Annotated in this window: 14 protein-coding genes; 5 read left to right on the forward strand and 9 right to left on the reverse strand. The window is 71.9% G+C overall.

Annotated features, from left to right (window positions below):
* Positions 1 to 24: 24 nt before the first annotated feature.
* Together RIF89_RS01325 and RIF89_RS01330 are read left to right on the forward strand one after the other, a co-directional pair.
* A complete protein-coding gene (locus tag RIF89_RS01325) occupies positions 25 to 1,287 on the forward strand; it encodes an APC family permease (protein ID WP_309067359.1) in 1,263 nt (420 codons plus the stop codon).
* A gap of 78 nt (positions 1,288 to 1,365) precedes the next feature.
* On the forward strand, positions 1,366 to 1,848 hold the full coding sequence (locus RIF89_RS01330) for an NUDIX domain-containing protein (RefSeq protein ID WP_309067360.1): 483 nt from the start codon (positions 1,366 to 1,368) through the stop codon (positions 1,846 to 1,848).
* A gap of 42 nt (positions 1,849 to 1,890) precedes the next feature.
* On the opposite strand, the gene hisS is transcribed toward RIF89_RS01330, so the two are convergent.
* From hisS to mfd, 5 genes are all read right to left on the reverse strand, one after another.
* Entirely contained in the window at positions 1,891 to 3,168 is a 1,278-nt protein-coding gene (gene hisS / locus RIF89_RS01335; protein WP_309067361.1) for a histidine--tRNA ligase, read from the reverse strand.
* Between the two features lie 141 nt (positions 3,169 to 3,309).
* Entirely contained in the window at positions 3,310 to 3,963 is a 654-nt protein-coding gene (locus RIF89_RS01340) for a MazG family protein (RefSeq protein ID WP_309067374.1), read from the reverse strand.
* A gap of 26 nt (positions 3,964 to 3,989) precedes the next feature.
* Positions 3,990 to 5,162 (reverse strand): Na+/H+ antiporter NhaA, encoded by a 1,173-nt coding sequence (nhaA, locus tag RIF89_RS01345; protein WP_309067362.1) that lies wholly within the window; start codon positions 5,160 to 5,162, stop codon positions 3,990 to 3,992.
* A gap of 79 nt (positions 5,163 to 5,241) precedes the next feature.
* The gene (locus RIF89_RS01350; RefSeq protein ID WP_309067363.1) at positions 5,242 to 5,559 is read right to left on the reverse strand and encodes a GNAT family N-acetyltransferase; all 318 of its coding nucleotides are present in this window, start codon (positions 5,557 to 5,559) and stop codon (positions 5,242 to 5,244) included.
* 32 nt (positions 5,560 to 5,591) lie between these two features.
* The gene (gene mfd / locus RIF89_RS01355; RefSeq protein ID WP_309067364.1) at positions 5,592 to 9,233 is read right to left on the reverse strand and encodes a transcription-repair coupling factor; all 3,642 of its coding nucleotides are present in this window, start codon (positions 9,231 to 9,233) and stop codon (positions 5,592 to 5,594) included.
* A gap of 52 nt (positions 9,234 to 9,285) precedes the next feature.
* On the opposite strand from mfd, the gene RIF89_RS01360 reads away from it, so the two are divergent.
* Positions 9,286 to 9,780: a hypothetical protein gene (locus RIF89_RS01360; RefSeq protein WP_309067365.1), complete on the forward strand. Its 495-nt coding sequence runs from the start codon at positions 9,286 to 9,288 to the stop codon at positions 9,778 to 9,780.
* 10 nt (positions 9,781 to 9,790) lie between these two features.
* Here RIF89_RS01360 and pth read toward each other — a convergent pair whose 3' ends face one another.
* The gene (gene pth, locus RIF89_RS01365; RefSeq protein WP_309067366.1) at positions 9,791 to 10,375 is read right to left on the reverse strand and encodes an aminoacyl-tRNA hydrolase; all 585 of its coding nucleotides are present in this window, start codon (positions 10,373 to 10,375) and stop codon (positions 9,791 to 9,793) included.
* A gap of 75 nt (positions 10,376 to 10,450) precedes the next feature.
* Entirely contained in the window at positions 10,451 to 11,074 is a 624-nt protein-coding gene (locus RIF89_RS01370) for a 50S ribosomal protein L25/general stress protein Ctc (protein ID WP_309067367.1), read from the reverse strand.
* A gap of 199 nt (positions 11,075 to 11,273) precedes the next feature.
* Between RIF89_RS01370 and RIF89_RS01375 the strand changes: the two genes are divergently transcribed.
* Positions 11,274 to 11,399 carry a hypothetical protein gene (locus tag RIF89_RS01375; protein ID WP_309067368.1) on the forward strand — a complete coding sequence of 42 codons (126 nt, stop codon included), beginning with the start codon at positions 11,274 to 11,276 and terminating at the stop codon, positions 11,397 to 11,399.
* Between the two features lie 140 nt (positions 11,400 to 11,539).
* On the forward strand, positions 11,540 to 13,021 hold the full coding sequence (gene gndA, locus RIF89_RS01380) for an NADP-dependent phosphogluconate dehydrogenase (RefSeq protein ID WP_309067369.1): 1,482 nt from the start codon (positions 11,540 to 11,542) through the stop codon (positions 13,019 to 13,021).
* A 94-nt stretch (positions 13,022 to 13,115) separates the two neighbouring features.
* Here the strand turns inward: gndA and RIF89_RS01385 are convergent, their stop codons facing one another.
* On the reverse strand, positions 13,116 to 13,808 hold the full coding sequence (locus RIF89_RS01385) for an ABC transporter ATP-binding protein (RefSeq protein ID WP_309067370.1): 693 nt from the start codon (positions 13,806 to 13,808) through the stop codon (positions 13,116 to 13,118).
* A gap of 49 nt (positions 13,809 to 13,857) precedes the next feature.
* The coding region (locus RIF89_RS01390; RefSeq protein WP_309067371.1) for an ABC transporter permease at positions 13,858 to 14,961 on the reverse strand (1,104 nt) is incomplete at its 5' end.

Raw genomic sequence — 14,961 nt, forward strand, 5'->3', positions numbered from 1 at the left:
TCCGCGCCGCCTATACTCCGGCGCATGACGACGCCCCCCACCCTTGCCCGCCGGCTCGGACTCGGCGACGCCGTCGCCATCGGCCTGGGCGCGATGATCGGCGCAGGGGTGTTCTCGGCGTTCGCCCCGGCGGCGAGCGCCGCGGGTTCGTGGCTGCTCGCCGGGCTGGGCATCGCGGCGGTCGTCGCGTACTGCAACGCGACCGCGTCGGCCCAGCTCGCGGCCGTGCACGCGGTCGCGGGTGGCACGTACGCGTATGGCCGCGCCGAGCTCGGGGCGTGGTGGGGTTTCGCTGCCGGGTGGTGCTTCGTGATCGGCAAGCTCGCCAGCTGCGCCGCCATGGCGATGACCTTCGCGGCATACGCGGCGCCTCCGGGCTGGGAGCGACCCGTCGCGGTCATCGCGGTCGCGGCGCTCGTCGGCGTGAACCTGCTCGGTGTCACGCGCACGGCCCTCGCTGCCAAGGTCATCGTCGCGGTCTCGCTGCTGGCGCTCGCCGTCGCGGTCGCGGCGGGCGCGTCCGCGCCCGCGTCACCGGACGGCGCGTTCTCCGGCCCGCTGCCGGACGGCCCGGGCGGGCTGCTGCAGTCGGCGGGCCTGCTGTTCTTCGCGTTCGCCGGATACGCCCGGATCGCCACGATGGGCGAGGAGGTGAGGGATCCGTCCCGGACCATCCCCCGGGCGATCACGATCGCCTTCGTCGTGGCGCTCGCCGTCTACGCCGGGGTCGGCGCGGCGCTGCTGTGGACGCTCGGCGCGGAGGCCACGGCGGCCTCGTCCGCTCCCCTGTCCGACGCCGTGATCGCGGCCGGATGGGACTGGGCATCCCCGGTCGTGCGGGCCGGCGCCGCCGCCGCGTCGCTCGGTGCGCTCCTCGCGCTCATCGCGGGCATCGGCCGCACGGGACTCGCGATGGCGCGCGAGCACGACCTGCCGGCGTCCCTGTCGGCGATCCATCCGCGCTTCCACGTGCCCCATCGCGCCGAGCTCGCGATCGGCGTCGTCGTGATCGCCGTGGTCGCGTTCGCCGACCTGCGCGGCGCGATCGGGTTCTCCTCGTTCGGCGTGCTGCTGTACTACCTGATCGCGAACCTCGCGGCGTTCCGCCAGGGCGCCGCGGTGCGCCGCTACCCGCGCTGGATGCAGGTCGTCGGCGCGGTCGGGTGTGCCGTGCTGGCTCTCACCCTGCCGTGGCAGAGCGCGGCGGTGGGTGCGGCCGTGCTGGCCGTCGGCCTGATCGGAAGAGCGGTCCGTCTGCAGCGGGAGCGCGCGCGATCCGGTGTCTGAGACGTCGATCCCGCGAGCTGCCCAGCTGTCCGACACGGCCGTCCGGGGCCGCGGACGAAGACTGCCAGGATGGACCTCGTGACCGAGCGATACAGCGACGCGTACGCCGCCGCGCACGGACGGTTCGCCGTGATCCCGGCGGTGTACGTCCTCCTCCGACACGGGGACGAGGTGCTGCTGCAGCTGCGCGCGAGCACCGGCTACTACGACGGGCACTGGGCAGCGGGGGCCGCGGGCCACGTCGAGCAGGGCGAGTCTCTGCTGCAGGCGGCCGTGCGCGAGGTCTCCGAGGAGCTCGGGGTCGGCGTCGCGGTCGGCGATCTCGAATTCCTCACGCTCGAGCACCGCACGGGCGGCGGCGCCGCGATCGACGAGCGCATCGACGTCTTCTTCGGCTGCCGCACGTGGGACGGCACCCCGGCGCTGCAGGAGGACAAGGCCTCCGACCTGCGCTGGTTCGCGCTCTCGGCCCTGCCCGATCCGGTCGTCCCGCACGAGCGCATCGTGCTGGAGCAGTGGGCGGGCGGCGGCCTGGCCCCGATCACGCCGATCGGGTTCTGACGCTTCCGGTGCGGTTCGCCCCGCGGCCGGGCACGGACGATCTCAGCCCAGCGGCTTGAGCTCCAGGTCCGCGCGGCCGGCACCGGCCGACACCGTCGAGAACGCCGTGTAGCCGTCGGCCGTGGCGCGATCGAGCAGTGCCTTGAGGTTCTTGGTACGCTGCTCGAGGCGCACGCGCGAGCCCTCCGCGATCAGCTGCGCCTTCAGCGCGAGCAGCTCGGTGACCGGCACGTCGCGGTCGTGCACGAGCACCACGGCGGCCGCCGCATCCGGGTCCTGTAGCGCGACGAGGTCGACGATGCGCTCGAAGCCGATCGAGAAGCCGACAGCGGGCACGTCCTGCCCGAGGAAGCGGCCGATCATGCCGTCGTAGCGACCCCCGCCGCCGAGGGAGTAGGCGACCGACGGGTGCGCGAGTTCGAAGATCGTGCCGGTGTAGTAGCCCATTCCGCGTACGAGGAACGGGTCGAACTGCAGCGGCACGTCGCCGCGGGCGGCCGAGACCGCATCGCCGATGCCGGTGAGGTGAGCGACGACCTCGTCCGGGACTCCCTCTGGCAGCGCCTTGCGGATCTGCGCCTCGCCGTACGGCAGGAACTCCTTCGTCTGCGGCCGATTCAGGAACGCGTCGAAGGCGTCGACGGCTCCGGTCGTCGCGCCGCGCTGGCGCAGCTCGGCCGTGACGCCGGACGGTCCGATCTTGTCGAGCTTGTCGATCGTGATGAGCACACCGGGGCGCTCATCCGGCGCGAAGCCGAACAGGTCGAGCATCGCGTCGAGAGCGCGACGATCGTTGATCCGCACGCTCGCGCCCTCGAGGGACAGCGCGTCGAGCGTGTCGAGCGAGGCGACGATCAGCTCGGCCTCGGCGCGCGCGGACGCGTCGCCGATGATGTCGATGTCGCACTGCATGAACTGGCGGTAGCGACCCTTCTGCGGGCGCTCTGCCCGCCAGACCGGCGCGATCTGGATCGAGCGGAACACCGCCGGCAGCTCGGCCCGGTTCGTGGCGTAGAAGCGCGCGAGCGGCACGGTGAGGTCGTAGCGCAGCCCGAGGTCGGTCAGCGCGGCCTGGTCCTCGGCCGCGGCGTGGATGGCGTCGGCGTCGAGGCCGCGGCGCAGGATGTTGAACGCGAGCTTCTCGTTGTCGCCGCCGATGCCCGCGTGCAGGCGCGCGTACTCCTCGACCACCGGGGTCTCGATCTCGTCGAACCCGTGGGCGCGATAGCGCTCCCGGATCACGGCGAGCACGCGCTCGCGGCGGGCCTTGTCGGCGGGGAGGAAATCGCGCATGCCGCGCGGCGCATTCACGGAAGCCATAGCGGATCCATTGTCCCATCCCCGTGCGAGACCTCACGCGCGCCGCGAGACCTCGACGCACGGCGATGTCTCGCGCGGCAGGTGAGGTCTCGCGACGGGTGAGGTCTCGCGACGGGGGAACCGGTCGCGTGTCGCGGGGCCTCAGGCCTCGGCGTCGCGGATCTCCGCCTCGAGCGTGCGCAGGCGCTCGCGCAGCGCTCGCTCGGCGTCCCAGCCACGGGAGCGGGCCGCGGCGGTGAGAGTGAGGAGCAGGTCGCCGAGCTCCTCCTCCGACTCCGGCACCGCGCCGACCTCGGCCGCGTCGTGCACCGCGAGCGCGACGTCCGCGCCCGCGCCGACCTGCGCCGCCTTGCCCACCAGCTTCTGCGCGAGCGCGAGCGAGGGCATCGACCGCGCCACGCCGTCCAGCACGCTCGCCCGCTCGCGCTTCTCCGCCGCCTTCGCGGCGTTCCACAGCTCGAGCACGCGCTCGGGGGTCTCCGCCGTCTCGCCCGCGAACACGTGCGGATGCCGCCGCACCATCTTCTCGACCAGGCCCGCCGCGACGTCGTCCATGTCGAACGGGTCGTCGGTCGCGCGCGAGGCGATCTCCGCGTGGAACAGCACCTGCCACAGCAGGTCGCCGAGCTCTTCGCGCAGCTCGGTCGCGCCGCCCGTCTCGATCGCGTCGACCAGCTCGTGGCTCTCCTCGATCAGGTACGGAACCAGCGCGCGGTGGTCGATCCCCTGCGTCCAGACGCAGCGGTCGCGCACCGCGCGCATCGTCTCGACGGCCTCCCGCAGCGCGTCCGGCATCCGGCCCTCCCGGCTCTCGGTATCGCTCACGGTGCCGTCACCGACGATGCCAGCCGGCGGTGATGGCGCGCGCGCAGCGAGACGAGCACGGCGCACAGCACGAGCGCGATCATCGATCCGCCGAGCACGCCCAGGATCGCCTGGTCCCGGATGACGGGGTCCTCGGCGAACGCGAGGTTCGTCAGCAGCAGCGAGACGGTGAAGCCGATGCCGCCGAGCGCGCCGGCAGCCACCAGATCCGGGAAGGCGACGGTCGGCGCCGTCCCCCGCGGACGCAGCCGCATGCCGAGCCAGCCGAACACCGAGATGCCGACGATCTTCCCCACCGGCAGCGCGATCAGGATCGCCCACAGCGCGGGCGACAGCTGGCTCGGCGAGACCTGCGGGATCACCACCAGCGCGGCGGCGAAGGCGAACAGCGGCAGGATGACGGCGTTGATCCACGGCTCGAGCACGTGACGCGCGCGCATGCCCGGGCTCTGCTGCATCGCGAGACCCAGCAGCACGCCCGCGATCGTGGCGTGCACCCCCGACAGCAGCACGAAGGCCCACGCCAGGATCGCCGTGACGATCATGAGGGCGACCACCGCGATGCGGGCGCCCCGGCCGTCCGCATCGATCCGGCTCAGCACGGCGAAGACGACGACGAGGATGACGCCGATCGCCAGCAGCCCGAGGTTCATGTCGTGTGCGAAGAGCACCGCGATGAACACGATGCCGACGATGTCGTCGATGATCGCCAGCGCGAGCAGGAAGATCCGCACCGGCGAGGGCAGCCCGCGGCCGAACACCGCGAGCACGCCGAGCGCGAACGCGATGTCGGTGGCGGTCGGGATCGGCCAGCCGTCCCGCGTGGCGGGGTCGTGTCCCGCGATCGCGAGATAGACCAGGATCGGCACGATCACGCCGCCGGCCGCGGCGATCGCGGGCTGCAGGGCGCGCCGCACGGTGGAGAGCTCGCCGGTCGTGAGCTCGTACTGCAGCTCGACCGCGACGCCGAAGAAGAAGATCGCCAGCAGCCCGTCGGAGATCCAGTGGGCGAGCGAGAGGTCGATGGGCGTGCCGGGGATCGCGAGGTGCACGTGGCTGACGTCGATCACGGCCGTGCCGAACGGCAGGTTCGCGACGAGCAGGCCGAGCGCGGCCGCTCCCAGCAGCAGGATCGCGGGGAATCGCTCGGATCGGAGGAGGTGCGTCATGGGCGCCTTTCGGGTGGGCGGGAACGTTGAGACGGATGATCCGCCGCCGACCAGACTTCCCGGCACTCCGTGATCCAGCCTACCGGGGCCGCGACACGACGATGTCCGCCTGGTCCGGGTGTCGCTCGAGCCACGCCTGGATGAACGTGCAGACCGGCACGATGCGGGCGCCGCGCCGGCGCGCGTCCGCGAACGCGTGCGTCGCAAGGCGACCCCCCAGTCCGTGGCCCGAGTGCTCCTGCCACACGACGGTGTGCAGCAGGGTGCGCGAGCCGTCGGCCCCGTCCTCGTACGCGAGGACGCCGGCCAGCTCGCTCTCGCCGGTCTCGCGATGGGTCAGGCGCGCCTCGTAGCGGGCGTGCTGGGCGTTGTCCGTGACGACGATGTCGGGTTCCATGCGCCCCATCCAACCCCCGGGCCCGCCGCCCATCAACCGGCCCCTGGAGCGGACGCCGTCTCTTCGGCCGGAGCCGGCTTCGGCGCCGGGAACAGCGCGTCCAGCAGCTGCCCGACCCACGCCAGCAGGTCGGCATCGCCGAGCGGCTCTCCCCCTGCCGTGGGCAGCGGCACGACCATCGCCTCGCCACCCGAGAGCAGCTTTGCCCCCGGGTACAGGCGCTGCAGGCGCACGCGCATCGACTCCGGCAGGTTCGCCGGGGCGACGCGGAGATTGCGCCCCATCGCGACCACGTCGCTGAGCCCCGCCTGCGCCGCACGGCGGCGCAGCCGGGCCGCTGCGACGAGCCCGTCGACCTCGGGCGGCGGTGTGCCGTAGCGGTCGGTGAGCTCCTCGATCACCAGGTCGATCGCGTCGTCCTTCGCGGTGGCGGCGGCCGCGGCCGAGAGCTTCTGGTAGGCCTCGAGGCGCAGGCGCTCGGCGTCGATGTACGACTCCGGCAGGCGCGCCTCGATCGGCAGCTCGAGCCGCAGTTCGACGGGACCCTCGGTCTCCTCGCCGCGGAAGGTCGCGACGGCCTCGCCGATCATGCGCAGGTACAGGTCGAACCCGACTCCCGCGATGTGCCCCGCCTGCTCGGCGCCCAACAGGTTTCCCGCGCCTCGGAGCTCGAGGTCCTTCATGGCGACCTGGATGCCCGACCCGAGGTCGTTGTGCACCGCGATGGTCTGCAGGCGGTCGGCCGCGGTCTCCGACAGAGGCTTCATCTCGTCGTACACGAAGTACGCGTATGCCCGCTCGCGACCGCGTCCGACGCGGCCGCGCAGCTGGTGCAGCTGCGCGAGGCCGTACTTGTCGGCGCGGTCGATGATGATCGTGTTCGCGTTGGTGATGTCGATGCCGGTCTCGATGATCGTCGTGCAGACGAGCACGTCGAACTTGCGCTCCCAGAAGTCGTCGACGACCTGCTCGAGCTGGTGCTCGCCCATCTTGCCGTGCGCGATCGCGATGCGCGCATCCGGCACCAGCTCGGCGAGGTGGGCCGCGACCGAGTTGATCGACGTGACGCGGTTGTGCACGTAGAACACCTGACCCTCGCGCAGCATCTCGCGGCGGATCGCGGCCGCGATCTGCTTGTCGTTGCGCGGGCCGACGTACGACAGGATCGGATGCCGGTCCTCGGGCGGGGTCGCGAGCGTCGACATCTCCCGAATGCCGGTGACCGCCATCTCGAGCGTCCGCGGGATCGGCGTCGCGCTCATCGCGAGGATGTCGACGTTCGTCTTGAGCTTCTTGAGCTGGTCCTTGTGCTCGACGCCGAAGCGCTGCTCCTCGTCGATGATCATCAGCCCCAGGTCCTTGAACTTCACCTGCTCGGTCAGGATCCGGTGCGTGCCGATCACCATGTCGACGGAGCCGTCGAGCAGGCCCTGCACGGTCTGGCGCGCCTCCTTGTCGGTCTGGAAGCGCGACAGCGACTTCACGACGACAGGGAAGCCCGCGAACCGCTCCTGGAACGTCTCGAGGTGCTGCTTGACGAGCAGCGTGGTCGGCACGAGCATCGCGACCTGCTTGCCGTCCTGGATCGCCTTGAAGGCCGCGCGCACCGCGACCTCGGTCTTGCCGAAGCCGACGTCGCCCGACAGCAGGCGGTCCATGGGGATGGGGCGCTCCATGTCGCGCTTGACCTCGTCGATCGTCTGCAGCTGGTCGGGCGTCTCCGCGAACGGGAACGCCTCCTCGAGCTCGCGCTGCCACGGCGTGTCGGGCCCGAACGCGTGGCCCTTGGCCGCCATGCGGGCGGAGTAGAGCTTCACGAGCTCGACCGCGATGTCGCGTACGGCGCGGCGAGCCTTGCCCTTGGCCTGCGCCCAGTCGCTGCCGCCCATCTTCGACAGGGTCGGCGCCTCGCCGCCGACGTACTTGGACAGCAGGTCGAGCTGATCGGTCGGCACGTACAGCTTGTCGCCGGGGTAGCCGCGCTTTGACGGCGCGTACTCGAGCACGAGATAGTCGCGCTCGCTCTTGACCGCGTTGCGCCCTCCGCTCGACACCTGGCGCTTGGTCATCTCGACGAAGCGGCCGATGCCGTGCGTGGCATGCACCACGTAGTCGCCGGTCTTGAGCTGCAGCGGATCGACGACGTTGCGCCGTCGCGACGCCAGCTTCTTCACGACGCGGGTGTCGCCGCCGATCGTGCGGCCGTAGAACTCGGTCTCGGTCAGGACCGCGAGCTTGACCTCTTCGACCTCGAAGCCGCGCTCGACGGCCGCCTGCGTCAGGATCGCGACGCCCGCCTCGGGTGCTTCGTCGAGCGTCTCGACGATCCGGGCCGCGAGGCCACGCTCGGACAGGACGTCTCGCGCGCGCTCGACGAGACCGGAGCCGCCGGCCGCGACCACCACGCGCCAGCCGTCGGCCAGGCGCGCCGCGACGTGCTCGACCGCGCCGTCGACGCTGCCTGCGAAGGACGGAACGGCGGAACCGCGGATCCGGATGGCGGTGCCCGCGTCGGGCGCGATCCGCACGTCGTCGTCGGCGAGCGCGTCGAGCTCGGCCGCGATGTCCGCGGCGCCGGAATCGAACGGACTGAGCGTCCACCACACGCCGCCTCGGTCGCGGACGTCGTCGTGCAGCCGCGAGATCGTGAGGAAGTCGCCGGCCTCGAGGTTGATCGGCGCCCGCGCGCCGCTGGTGGCGGCGTTCCACGCGGCCTCCAGGAACTCGCGGTTCGTCTCGCCGAGCGTCAGCGCGCGGGACACCGCCCGCTCGGGGTCGACGAGCGCCACAGCGGCGCCGCGGGGCAGGTACTCGACGACCGAGGCGAGCGGTCCCGCGACCACCGGGGTCAGCGACTCCATGCCCTCGACCGGAATGCCCTGGCCCATCTTCTCGAGCATCTGCGCGATGCCCGGGAACTCGTGCTGCAGCTCCCGCGCGCGGCCGCGCACCTCGTCCGTCAGCAGCAGCTCGCGGCTCGGCACCAGCTCGACCTCGCGCACCTCGCCCGGCAGCGAGCGCTGGTCGGCGACGGAGAACGCGCGGATCTGGTCGACCTCGTCGCCGAAGAAGTCGACGCGGTACGGGTGGTCGGCGACGGGCGGGAAGACGTCGAGGATGCCGCCGCGCACCGCGAACTCTCCGCGACGCGACACCATGTCGACCCGCGCGTACGCCAGCTCGACGAGGCGACGCACCACGTCGTCCAGCTCCTCCCCGCGCTCGCCCACGGCGAGCCGGATGGGCGCGGCGTCGCCGAGCCCGTGCGCGAGGGGCTGGATCGCGGACCGGACGGACGTCGTGATGACCAGCGGCGTGGAGCCGTCCCAGGTCGCGAGACGGCGGAGGGTCGCCAGGCGCCGTCCGACGGTCTCGGGGCTGGGACTCAGACGCTCGTGCGGCAGCGTCTCCCATGACGGGAAGTCCCGCACCTCGGCGTCGGGCATGATCGCCTGCAGCGCCGAGGCGAGCGTCTCGGCGCGCCGGCCCGTGGGGGCGATCGCCAGCAGCACGGCCGGATGACCGGCGTCCACGCGACGCGCCAGCAGCGCGGCCAGGGCGGGGGCGTCGAGTCCGTCGACGAGCGAAAGGTCGGCATCGACCGCGGACGCGGACAGCGCGTCCCGGAACGATTCGGCCGACTGGAGGGCGCGCAGAATCCCGGGAACAGTCACCAGAGGAGTCTACTCAGCGGGCACCGACACGGGCCGTCCGTAGGATGAGCCGGTGAGCGCACCGCAGCAGCCGAACGTCCCCCAGCCCCCTGCGCCCGGCGGGTATGCCGCCCCGTACGTCGCACCGCAGGACACCCGCTTCGCGCAGGCGCTCCAGGCGCCGGGCCCCCGGCCGTCGGCTGCGCTCGGCACCGTGGCGCTCATCCTCTCGCTCGTCGCCACCGTCGGCGGGAGCGTGGTCCTCGCCGTCGCGCTCGCCGCGATCGGGGCCGGTGTGGGGCCGAGCCTGCAGACCCTGACGGCGGGGACGGGGCTGGAGATCCTCACCCCGGTGCGCGACATGGTGCTCGTCGCCGAGATCGCCGTGTGGGGCGGGAGCGCGCTCGGCGTCTGGGCGCTCATCCAGGGGATCATCGCGGTCGTGAAGCGCCGTGGGCGCGGCGCGGGCATCGCGGCGATCATCATCTCGGCCGTCGGACCCGTCATCGCGGGCACCGCAGCCTTCGTCGGCGCCGTGGTGGGCATCGCCGGCTCCGGCGCGGTCTGAACCGGGAGCGCTACGCCTTGGGGGCGTGGTGCTTCTGCTGGGCCGCGACCAGACCGTCCTCCACGATCTGCTCGACCGCGTCGGCCGCGTCCGAGATCAGGATCGGCAGTGTCTGCCGGTCGGTCGCGCTGAACGGGTCGAGCACCCAGTCGGCCGGGTCCTGACGACCGGGCGGACGTCCGATCCCCACCCGCACGCGCACGAAATCGGCGGTGCCGAGCGCCTTGGCGACGTCGCGCACGCCGTTGTGGCCGCCGTGACCACCTCCGGACTTCAGGCGCACCGTGTCGAACGGGATGTCGAGCTCGTCGTGCACCACGATCACGCGATCGGGCGCCGTGCCGTAGAAGCGGGCGAGGTTCGCGGCAGGCCCCCCCGAGACGTTCATGAACGAGTTGGGCTTGGCGAGCACGAGCTTTGCGGCGCCCGGGCGCAGCCACGTCTCCGCCACGCGCGCATTCGCCTTGTGCTGCTTGAACGGCTCGCGGCGCCGCGCTGCGAGCTCGTCGATGACCATCTGGCCGACGTTGTGCCGGGTCGCCTCGTACCGGGGTCCGGGATTGCCGAGCCCCACGATCAGCCAGGTTTCCGCCATGGCCTCATCCTCTCAATGAACAGGCACGAAGAAGGGGGACGCGATCGCTCGCGTCCCCCTCCCGAAGCAGTCCGATTACTCGGCGGCCTTGTCCTCGGCGGCCTCGCCGGCGGCGGGAGCCTCGCCCTCGGCATCCCCCTCGGCGTCCGACGTGGTGTCGAGCTGCGGCGTCGAGACCGCGACGACGAGCGTCTCCGGCTCGGTGACGAGCTCGGCGCCCGCGGGCAGCTGAACGTCGGCGGCCGTGATGTGCGCGCCGTCCTCGAGGCCCTCGACGTTCACAACGAGGTGCTCGGGGATGCGCGTGGCATCGACCTCGACCGTCAGCGTCATGGCGTCGAGGTTGGCGATCGTGCCGGCGAAGGGCTCGCCCTCCACGGCGACGGGGACGTCGACGGTGACCTTCTCGCCCTTGCGCAGCACGACGAGGTCGACGTGCTCGATGACCTGGCGCACCGGGTCGCGCTGGACGTCCTTGACGAGCGCCAGCTGCGTGGTGCCGTCGAACGAGAGCTCGACGATCGGGTTCGCGTGACGCACGAGCAGCAGCGTCTCGTGACCCGGCAGCGCCAGGTGCACGGGCTCGGTGCCGTGACCGTACAGGACGGCGGGGATCTGGTGGGCGGCGCGCAGGCGGCGGGCGAAGCCCTTGCCGAACTGGGTGCGCACCGATGCGTCGAGCGTGGTGTGCTCAGCCATGGTGTCTTCTCCTCGTGGCGCGAGACCGATCGGTCGCGCGGTGGTCTGTGGGATTCTCTCGACCCAGCGGCGCTTCGTGCGCAACGCGTGGGGAGAGCCACGAGGCTCGCCCGCGTCGATAACGGCTGAGCACGCGTACGCGGCTCGCCCTCGCCGAGGTCGTTTCTCATCCTACCGGACGAACGGCTACCGTTATGACGTGATCGATCCCGCCGCTGTCTCCCACATCCTCGCCGGCCTCATCGGCGCCATGTCCATCGGCGCCGCCGTTCTGCTCGTCGGCGCCTTCTTCTCCCTCGGACGCTCGGGCTACCGCAAGGACTGATCGCCGGGTCGCGCGCGCCGTCACAGACGCGCGGCGACTCATGTGAGCGCGTCGCGCACTAGCCTGGGTCCGACGGGACCGGCTCTCGCGTCCCGCAACCCGCAGTGATCCGCCCAGAGATCCGTGTGCAAGGAGATCGCGTGACCGACGCTTCCACCCTTTCCCGCTCCAACAGCGATGTCGCCGTCGCCAACATCGGGGTCGTGGGCCTCGCCGTGATGGGCTCGAACCTGGCCCGCAACCTCGCCAGCCGCGAGGGGAACACGGTCGTCGTGTTCAACCGCAGCCGCGAGAAGACCGACCAGCTGCTGGCCGAGCACCCCGAGGCCGAGTTCGTCCCGGCGTACTCGTACGAGGAGTTCGCCGCGTCGCTGGCCAAGCCGCGGACCGCGATCATCATGGTCAAGGCCGGCGCGGGCACGGATGCGGTGATCCAGGCGCTCACCGAGGTCTTCGAGCCGGGCGACATCATCGTCGACGGCGGCAACGCGCTGTTCACGGACACGATCCGCCGCGAGAAGGCCGTGCGCGAGACGGGCATCAACTTCGTCGGCGCGGGGATCTCGGGCGGCGAGGAGGGCGCCCTCAACGGCCCCTCGATCATGCCGGGCGGCCCCGAGGAGTCGTGGGTCACGCTCGGTCCGATCCTGCGCTCGATCGCCGCGGTCGCCGAGGGCGAGCCGTGCGTGACCCACGTCGGCACCGACGGCGCCGGCCACTTCGTCAAGATGGTGCACAACGGTATCGAGTACGCCGACATGCAGCTCATCGCCGAGGCCTACGACCTGATCCGTCGCGGCACGGGCAAGTCGCCCGCGGAGATCGCCGACATCTTCGCGGAGTGGAACGCCGGCGAGCTCGAGTCGTACCTGATCGAGATCACCGCCGAGGTGCTGCGCCAGAACGACGCCGAGACGGGCAAGCCGCTGGTCGACGTGATCCTCGACCAGGCCGGCGCCAAGGGCACCGGCGCCTGGACCGTGCAGACCGCGCTGTCGCTGGGCGTTCCCGTCTCGGGCATCGCCGAGGCCACGTTCGCGCGCTCCCTGTCCTCGCACCCGGAGCAGCGCGAGGTCGCGGCAACGCTCCCCGGACCGGGCGAGACGTTCGAGGTCGCCGACGCGGACGCTTTCGTCGAGGACGTGCGTCAGGCGCTGTTCGCCTCGAAGATCGTCGCCTACTCGCAGGGCTTCGACGAGATCCGGGCCGGCGCGGCCGAGTACGGCTGGAACATCGACCTCGGCGCCATCTCGAAGATCTGGCGTGCAGGCTGCATCATCCGCGCGCAGTTCCTGAACCGGATCGCGGACGCCTACGCCGAGACCCCCGAGCTGCCGCTGCTGATGGCCGCACCGTACTTCGCCGACGCGCTCACGCGCGGCCAGGCCGCGTGGCGTCGCGTCGTGATCGCCGCCACGCAGGCCGGCATCCCGTCGCCGGCGTTCTCGTCGTCGCTGGCGTACTACGACGGCATCCGCGCCGAGCGTCTCCCCGCCGCCCTCGTGCAGGGCCAGCGCGACTTCTTCGGCGCCCACACCTACAAGCGCATCGACAAGCCCGGCACCTTCCACACCCTGTGGTCCGGCGACCGCAGCGAGATCGAGGCCGAGGACACGCACTGAACCCGGCGCTTCAGCCGCCCTCTGGCAGCTGAAGAAGACCGAGCGACCACGAGGCCGCACCCGTCTTCGGGTGCGGCCTCGTCGGGTCCTCGGGTCAGGCGATCTCGGTCACCACGCCCTTCGCAAGCCGCAAGCGGCGCTTCGCACGCCGAGCGACCGCTGAGTCGTGCGTCACGATCACCAGCGTGAGCCCTTCATCGTTGAGTGTCTGCAGCACCTGCAGGATCTCGTCGCGCATGCTCTCGTCGAGGTTTCCCGTCGGCTCGTCCGCCAGCAGGACCTTGGGACGCTTCGCGATCGCCCGCGCGATCGCCACGCGCTGCTGCTGTCCTCCGGAGAGCTCCCCCGGGAGATGGTCGCCGCGCTCGGCAAGGCCGACGTGCGCCAGCGCTTCCGTGACCCGCGTCGCACGCTCGTCCCGCGGCAACCTCAGCGGCTCGAGACCCATGTCCACGTTCTCCGCGGCCGTGAGGGTCGGGATCAGGTTGAAGCCCTGGAACACGAAGCCGATCTCGTGTGCGCGCAGCCTGCCGAGCTCCGCACTCGATGCCCGAGCGATGTCGCTGCCGCCCAGCACGACCTCGCCCGACGTGGGCCTGTCGAGCGCGCCGAGGATTAGCAGAAAGGTCGACTTCCCGCCTCCCGTCGGCCCCTGGATCGTCACGAAGTCGCCATGCGCGATGTCGATGTCGACGCCGGTCAGCGCCGTGATCCTGCGACCCTTCTGGTCGTACGTCTTGGTGACGCCCGCGATGCGATAGGCGGGCTCTGTGAGCGTGGTGGTCATCTGCTGTCTCCTGTCTTCCATGAGCGGGTCGTGCTGCTCCATGAGGGGGTCATGCCACGGACCGCAGGGCCTCGGCCGGGCTCAGTCGCGAGGCGCGCCAGCCGCCGAACGCGCCCGAGACGAGTCCGGCGAGGAGCGCCAGCCCGACGGCGGCCGCGACGACCGTGAGCGAGACGGGGGCGCTGAGGACGATGTCGGCGCTCTGCGCGGCCTGCCCCATGGGGCCCGGTCCGGCGCCTCCCGGTCCGCCGGCCATGCCACCGGTCCGGCCATCGGCCGCGGTGGCGGTGCTCGAGATCGTGGGGTGGATGAGGTTGACGGCGAGCACGCCCACGAGCCCCAGCGCGACGCCGAGCGCGCCGCCGACGAGTCCCTGCACGATCGACTCTCCGGCGACCTGGCCGACCACGCGGCGGTTCGACCACCCGATGGCCTTGAGCGTGCCGAACTCGCGCGTGCGGCGCGAGACTCCGGAGATCGTGAAAAGCACGGCGAGCACCACCGCCACCGCGAGCACGATGACCGACAGCCACGTGCCGAGGTTCGTGATGAGGGCCGACGCGCTCGACAGCGAGCCCGAGACGGTCGAGGCGAGGTCGGACTGCGCGCTCACCGTCGCATCGGGCAGGGTCTCCTCGAGTGCCGCCTGCACGGCGGCGATCCGGTCGGACGAGGCGGCCTGGACGTACACCGTGGACACGACGTCGCCGGCGCCCGAGATCTCCTGTGCGACGTCCAGCGGGAGGTATGCGTTCGCGGCGGTATCCGCGTCGGACGACGCCGACGCGACGATGCCCACGATCTCCATGTCGGTGCCGCCGATGTCGAGCGTGCCACCGACGGCGAGGTCGCTGCTGGTGGCGTAGGTCTCGTCGAGCACGACGACGTTCCGCCCGGCGTCGTCCGCCGCGAGCAGTCGACCGTCGACGAGCGCCACCGCGGACAGCGGGCCGACCGCCGCGTTCGACGACTCGATGCCCAGCACGGTGAACGAGTCGACGCCGAACTCGCCGCCGCCGAAGCCCCCGCCGCCCTGCGGCGCACCCCCCTGCATCGTCCCGCCCTCGGCGGACTCGCTCTCGGCGGAGTCACCGTCCGCGGCGTCGCTCGGGGCCGAGGGAAGCTCGCCGTCGAAGGTCGTGTTCGTCAGGCT

The sequence above is a fragment of the Microbacterium sp. genome, assembly GCF_031178525.1.
Taxonomy (GTDB): Bacteria; Actinomycetota; Actinomycetes; order Actinomycetales; family Microbacteriaceae; genus Microbacterium.